This is a genomic window from Sphaerotilus sp. (assembly GCF_013299175.1).
Taxonomy (GTDB): Bacteria; Pseudomonadota; Gammaproteobacteria; order Burkholderiales; family Burkholderiaceae_C; genus Sphaerotilus.
On record NZ_JAAFKF010000166.1, the window covers coordinates 1 to 5,163 of the forward strand.

Annotated in this window: 4 protein-coding genes; all 4 read right to left on the reverse strand. The window is 66.2% G+C overall.

The window, feature by feature from the left end; genetic code table 11:
* Window positions 1-1,085 (reverse strand): hypothetical protein (locus QZW52_RS18445; RefSeq protein WP_294001443.1); only part of this gene is annotated, 1,085 nt, incomplete at its 3' end.
* 46 nt (window positions 1,086-1,131) lie between these two features.
* The gene (locus QZW52_RS18450; RefSeq protein WP_294001446.1) at window positions 1,132-2,457 is read right to left on the reverse strand and encodes a hypothetical protein; all 1,326 of its coding nucleotides are present in this window, start codon (window positions 2,455-2,457) and stop codon (window positions 1,132-1,134) included.
* 31 nt (window positions 2,458-2,488) lie between these two features.
* On the reverse strand, window positions 2,489-3,799 hold the full coding sequence (locus QZW52_RS18455) for a homoserine dehydrogenase (RefSeq protein ID WP_294001448.1): 1,311 nt from the start codon (window positions 3,797-3,799) through the stop codon (window positions 2,489-2,491).
* Window positions 3,800-3,865: 66 nt separating this feature from the next.
* The gene (locus tag QZW52_RS18460) at window positions 3,866-5,095 is read right to left on the reverse strand and encodes a pyridoxal phosphate-dependent aminotransferase (protein ID WP_294001451.1); all 1,230 of its coding nucleotides are present in this window, start codon (window positions 5,093-5,095) and stop codon (window positions 3,866-3,868) included.
* Window positions 5,096-5,163 lie beyond the last annotated feature (68 nt).

Sequence of the window (5,163 nt, forward strand, 5' to 3'; positions counted from 1 at the left end):
GACCAGTCCCTCAGCGCCTCGGGCGACTCCCCCGTCACCTTCACCAGCCGCTCGCGAACCCTCAGCCCTTCCTCATACCGCTGCCTCGCCTCTTCCAGCGACCCCAGCGACATCTGCACATCCCCCACCTTGTTCAACGAAATCGACCAGTCCCTCAGCGCCTCGGGCGACTCCCCCGTCACCTTCACCAGCCGCTCGCGAACCCTCAGCCCTTCCTCATACCGCTGCCTCGCCAAAGGAAGCTGCCGCGCCTGCATCGCCAGATCGCCTTCCAGCATGTATTGCCGCGCGAACAGGCGCAGCCCGGCATCGGTGTCGTCGCCTGTGGGCAGCGCCGCAGCCGTCTGTTCCAGCACCTGCCGCGCACGGTCCAACTGTCGGTGGCGCAAGGCTTCATCCGCGACGGAGAACCCGAGCCACACGTCCAGGCGTGCGGAAGCAGTACCGTCTTCGATGCGGCGGGCCTCGTGGTTCGCCCAGGCGGTGTCCCACAAGCGGCCCAGCGCATCCGACGACGCCAGCACAGGCGCCTGCACTGGCGCCACGCTGGCCGGCGGCGACTCGGCGCTGGTCCAGGCCGACACCACCGCGCTGAAATCCCGCACCGACCACAGATCCGGCGCGACCTCGGCCGCCTGGGCTTCATAGGCAGCCGACCCCGCCAGCACCACGGCCCGAGGCGCGTGCAGAAGCTGCGCCCGCCGCTCGTTCAGCCGGGCGAGCAACCAATCCCGACAAGCACGCCCCGCACCGGCCTGCCCGAGATCCACCCAGACCGCCATCCGATCCGCACCCGGCTCCGGGGTCAGCAAGGCCGTGAGAACCGGAGACAAGGCGGCCTCCACGTCCGCAGGCGTATCGGTCGGTCCCGCACACAGCGCCTTGTCCAGCATTCGCAGCGACCGGGCACGCAGGCTGCGGTCCAGTTGCGTGTGCAGCCACGCCAGCGGCCGGGGGTCATCGCACCACAGGAAGATCAGGCAAGCGCCTTCGCTGCGCTGCAGCAAGCGCCGCACACGGCGCAGGAGGTGGTAGTGCTCGGCCGTCGGGCCAGCCGGGGGTGCGGCATCCGCGTGTCGGTCCATGTCCGCCTCTGCGCCAGGGCGCGTGCGTCAGCGGCGGGCGCCGCCGTCAGTTCGGGTCGTTCGCGACCGGCACAGCCGCAGTCTTGGCACGCTCGCGCACCCACTCGTGCAGCATCGGATGCACGGCATACCACTGCTCGCCGTTCAGGTAGACCAGCACATGCTTGGTCGTCAGGTAGCGTTGCAGGAGCTTGCCGTCGATCTTGTCGGACAACTCCGGCTCGTGCGAGGTGTCCAGCCGCGCCAGCCAGCCGACGTGCTCGGCCGGGATCGCCTTGCTCGGCGTGACCTGCTTGAGCGCGTACTCGACCATCGCGTCCGTCACCGGCAAGGTCTCGATGTCGTCGGTCAGCACGATGCGGATGGCCCGCAGCAGGTCGCGCAGATCCCCCCCGGTCTGCTGCGCCAGGCGACGCAACTGGCTCTCGGTCAGCACTTGTGCCCAATCAGGGAAACGCCGCGCGATCAGGTCGATCACCGCCGCAACGCCCTTGTCGTCCGGGTGGCGGCTGTGGCGCTCGAACACATGGACGGAAGGCATGTTGACCACGACGCCCGTGCCCAGCGAAGCGGCCATCTGCGTGTTCTGCTCCAACAGGAACGGCGACACCGAATACACCACATGCACGCCATCGAACCGCAGCGCCGAGCCTTCGCTGACAAACAGCCGCTGCACGCTCTCGTACACCTTGTCGGACTCGTCGCCGAATCCGCGGATCTTCTCGATGGAGTCCGCCAACAGCACGCATTTCTGGCCGTGCGGGCACAGGTCCACCACCAGATCGGCAATGAACTGCCGCGCCTGCGTGACGATGCTTGACAACTGCCGCTTGAGGTTGTCTTCCAGCGAGCGACGGAAATCCTCGTCGGTCTTCAGCGCGAACTGGATCTGGCCCTTGATCGGCCCCGCCCCGGCGTCGAGCTTCAGGTTCTCGGGAATGAGCTTCGTCTTCGTCAGGAAGGTGATGAAGCGTTCGGCGGGCGTGCGCTGGGCGTGCAGCGTGCCCACCTGATCGACCCACGAGGACAGCAGCGCCACCAGGAAACTCGACAGCGTGACCGGCGCATTGAAGTTCAGCCATTCCTCCAGGTCGCAGTAGTAGACCTTGCAGCCTTTGAGCAGCAGGTCGCGGCGCAGGCGCTGGAGTTCGGTGCTCTTGCCGCTGCCGGGCTGGCCCGTGAACAGGAACACCCCGCCGCCCTCGACCCGCAGGATCTCGCGGCGCAGACGGGCCACGGCATCCACATCGCCATGCAAGCCGGTGACATACAGCTTCTCGTCTTCCGGCTTGGTGAGGTCCAGGGGCGTCACCCGCAGTGTGTTCGTGAACCGCGTCAGCAGGTCTTCGAGTTGCTGTTCATCCATCTTCATCGACTGCCCCTCGGAACCCTACACAGGTCGGTCACGCCAGCTCTTCCTTGCGCAGACTCACGATCGGCGCCAGCACCGTCGCCAGCGCCTGCATCTGCGCCAGCGCCCCGCGCATCACGCCTTCCTGCGTTTCATGCGTCAGGATGATCACGTCGGTCTGGTGCTCGCCGTCGTTGGACTCGCGCTGCAGCACGGCGTCGATCGAGATGTCGGACGCCGCCAGGATCGAGGTGATCGCCGACAGCACGCCCTTCTGGTCCGCCACGCGCAGGCGCAGGTAGAACGACGTGCGCACTTCGCTGATCGGCAGGATCGGCGTCGTGTGCAGCTCGTCCGGCTGGAACGCGAGGTGCGGCACGCGGTGGTCCGGGTCGGCGGTGTGCAGGCGGGTGATGTCCACCAGATCGGCGATCACGGCGGAGGCGGTCGGCTCGCTGCCGGCGCCCTTGCCGTAGTACAGCGTCGTGCCCACGGCGTCGCCCTGCACCATCACGGCGTTCATCGCGCCTTCGACGTTGGCGATCAGGCGCTTGCTCGGCACCAGCGTGGGGTGGACGCGCAGCTCGATCCCGGCTGCCTGCCGCTTGGCGATGCCCAGCAGCTTGATGCGGTAGCCCAGTTGCTCGGCGTAGCGGATGTCCACGGCCGACAGCTTGGTGATGCCCTCGACGTGCGCCTTGTCGAACTGCACCGGCACGCCGAACGCGATGGCGCTCATCAGCGTGGCCTTGTGCGCCGCGTCCACGCCCTCGATGTCGAAGGTCGGGTCGGCTTCGGCGTAGCCCAGGCGCTGCGCCTCCTTGAGCACCACATCGAAGTCCAGCCCCTTGTCGCGCATCTCGGACAGGATGAAGTTCGTCGTGCCGTTGATGATGCCGGCGATCCACTGGATGCGGTTGGCGGTCAGGCCCTCGCGCAGCGCCTTGATGATCGGGATGCCGCCCGCGACCGCCGCCTCGAACGCGACGATCACGCCCTTCTCACGCGCCGCCGCGAAGATCTCGGTGCCATGCACGGCGAGCAACGCCTTGTTGGCGGTGACGACGTGCTTGCCCGCCGCGATGGCTTCGAGCACCAGCGCCTTGGCGATGCCATAACCGCCGATCAGCTCGATGACGATGTCGATGTCGGGGTTGGCGATCACCTGACGCGCATCGGCCACGACCGCCACGCCGTCGCCGACGATCTCGCGGGCACGTTCGACGTTCAGGTCCGCCACCATCGTGATCTCGATGCCGCGGCCCGCACGGCGGCGGATCTCTTCCTGGTTGCGCTGGAGCACGTTGAACGTGCCGCTGCCGACGGTACCGATGCCCAGGAGGCCGACTTGGATGGGTTTCATGGCGATTGATCTACGGTCAAAAAACAGGTCAGAACCAATGGCAGTGCCGCGACAGGTCGCTGCGGCTCAGGTGCCATGGCGACGGCGGTAGCCGTCAAGGAAACGGGCAATGCGCCCCACCGCGTCGGACAGGTCATCCGAATTCGGCAGGAACACGAGGCGAAAATGATCCGGCGTGGCCCAGTTGAAACCGGTACCCTGCACGATCAGCACCTTCTCCTCGGCCAGCAGCTCGTAGGCGAATTGCTGGTCGTTGGCGATCGGGTACATCTTGGGGTCGAGCTTCGGGAACATGTACAGCGCTGCCTTGGGCTTCACGCAGGTCACGCCCGGGATCTCTGTCAGCAGCTTGTGGGCCAGATCGCGTTGACGGCACAGACGCCCGCCCGGCGCGACCAGATCCTTGATGCTCTGGTAGCCACCAAGCGCGGTCTGGATGGCAAGCTGCCCTGGCGTGTTCGCGCACAGGCGCATGGAGGCCAGCATGTTCAGCCCCTCGATGTAGTCGCGGGCGTGGCGCTTGTCGCCCGACACCACCATCCAGCCGGCGCGGTAGCCGCAGGAGCGGTAGTTCTTGCTCAGGCCGTTGAAGGTCAGGATCAGCACGTCGTCGGCGAGTGCCGCGATGCTGGTATGGGTGTTGCCGTCGTAGAGGGTCTTGTCGTAGATCTCGTCGGCGAAGATGATGAGCTGGTGCTCGCGCGCCACTTCGACAATCTCGCGCAGCACGGCATCCGGGTAAAGCGCACCCGTCGGGTTGTTCGGGTTGATGACGACGATGGCCTTGGTGCGCGGCGTGATCTTCTTGCGGATGTCGGCGATGTCGGGCATCCACTCGGATTGCTCGTCACAGACGTAATGCACCGGCTTGCCGCCCGACAGCGCGACCACTGCCGTGTAGAGCGGGTAGTCCGGCGACGGGATCAGCACCTCGTCGCCATCATCGAGCAGCGCGTTCATGCTCATGGCGATCAGCTCGGAGGCGCCGTTGCCCAAGTACACGTCATCGACCGTGACACCCTTGACGCCCTTTTCCTGCGTGTAGTGGACGACCGACTTGCGCGGCGCGAACAGGCCCTTGGAATCCGTGTAGCCGGCCGAATGCGGCATGTTGCGGATCATGTCCTGCACGATCTCGTCGGGCGGCTCCAGCCCGAACACCGCGAGATTACCGATGTTGAGCTTGATGATCTTGTGGCCCTCTTCCTCCATCTGGCGGGCCTTTTCCAGCACCGGGCCACGGATGTCGTAGCACACGTTGGCGAGCTTGCTGGACTTGGCGACGGTCTTGAGCACGGGAGAGGTCCGATTCAAAAAGGGTTGGGGAACAGGCCGCGAAGGCGCAGAAGGGCACAAAAGGTAGA